The 1106-nt window shown below is 70.5% G+C and carries 2 protein-coding genes; both read left to right on the forward strand.

Features of this window, described 5'->3' with window-relative positions; translation table 11 throughout:
- A partial coding sequence (locus tag HUK84_RS19580; RefSeq protein WP_176641699.1) for an SEC-C metal-binding domain-containing protein occupies positions 1-156 on the forward strand: 156 nt, incomplete at its 5' end.
- A 56-nt stretch (positions 157-212) separates the two neighbouring features.
- Positions 213-962 carry a YebC/PmpR family DNA-binding transcriptional regulator gene (locus tag HUK84_RS19585; RefSeq protein WP_176641700.1) on the forward strand — a complete coding sequence of 250 codons (750 nt, stop codon included), beginning with the start codon at positions 213-215 and terminating at the stop codon, positions 960-962.
- Positions 963-1106: the final 144 nt, after the last annotated feature.

A 1106-nucleotide genomic window follows, 5' to 3' on the forward strand; every position in this document is an offset into this window, starting at 1 on the left:
TTCGCCGCCCCGGCCGCCATGACGCTCGCCACCCCGATCGGCGCCGCGGCGATCATGCCCGACGATCCGTCGAGCTGGGGCGAGACGCCGCGCAACGCGCCGTGCCCCTGTGGCTCGGGCAAGAAATACAAGCACTGCCATGGGCGCCTGGCCTGATCCGGCGGGCGGCATGCGGCAGGGCATTTTTTCAGGACGAGAGTTAGAGACGAACGATGGCGGGTCATTCCCAATTCAAGAACATCATGCACCGCAAGGGCGCGCAGGACGCGCGCCGTGCCAAGCAGTTCGCCAAGGTCATTCGCGAAATCACCGTCGCCGCCCGTTCGGGCATGCCTGACCCGGCGGCCAATCCGCGCCTGCGCGCCGCGATCTCGGCGGCGCGCGAGGTCAACATGCCCAAGGACACGGTCGAGCGCGCGATCAAGAAGGCCACCGGCGCCGGCGGCGGCGACGATTATGTCGAGGTCCGCTACGAGGGCTATGGCCCGGCCGGGGTCGCGGTGATCGTCGAGGCCCTGACCGACAACCGCAACCGCACCGCCTCGGACGTCCGCGCCGCCTTCTCGAAACATGGCGGCTCGCTGGGCGAGACGAATTCCGTCTCCTTCATGTTCACCCGCCTGGGCGTGATCGCCTATCCCGCCGCCACCGCCGGCGAGGATGCGATGCTGGAGGCGGCGATCGAGGCTGGCGCCGACAACGTCGAAACCAGCGCCGAGGGGCATGAGATCACCTGTCCGGTCGAGTCCTTCTTCGCCGTCCGCGACGCGCTCGAGGCCCGGTTCGGCGAACCGGCCAGCGCCAGGTTCGACTGGCGTCCCGGCACGGTCGTGACCCTGGACGAGGAAAAGGCTCGGGGCGTGCTGAAGCTGATCGACGTGCTGGACGAAAACGACGACGTCCAGGCCGTCTATGCCAATTTCGACCTGCCGGACGACGTGGCCGAGAGGCTGTCCGCCTGAGCCGGCGCCTGGTCCGGCGGCTGGGCATCGACCCCGGCCGGCGCGTCACGGGCTGGGGGAGCCTCTTGGTGGACGGCACCCGGCGGGGCCCGGTCGCCGCCGGGGTGATCGCGCCCGCCGGCGCCGCGGCGGTGCCCGACCGGC

It is taken from the genome of Nguyenibacter vanlangensis (genome assembly GCF_013376155.1).
Taxonomy (GTDB): Bacteria; Pseudomonadota; Alphaproteobacteria; order Acetobacterales; family Acetobacteraceae; genus Gluconacetobacter; species Gluconacetobacter vanlangensis.

Coding starts and splice junctions, on each gene's coding strand:
- HUK84_RS19585 (WP_176641700.1), top strand. CDS start 213: ATGGCGGGTCATTCCCAATTCAAGAACATCATGCACCGCAAGGGCGCG.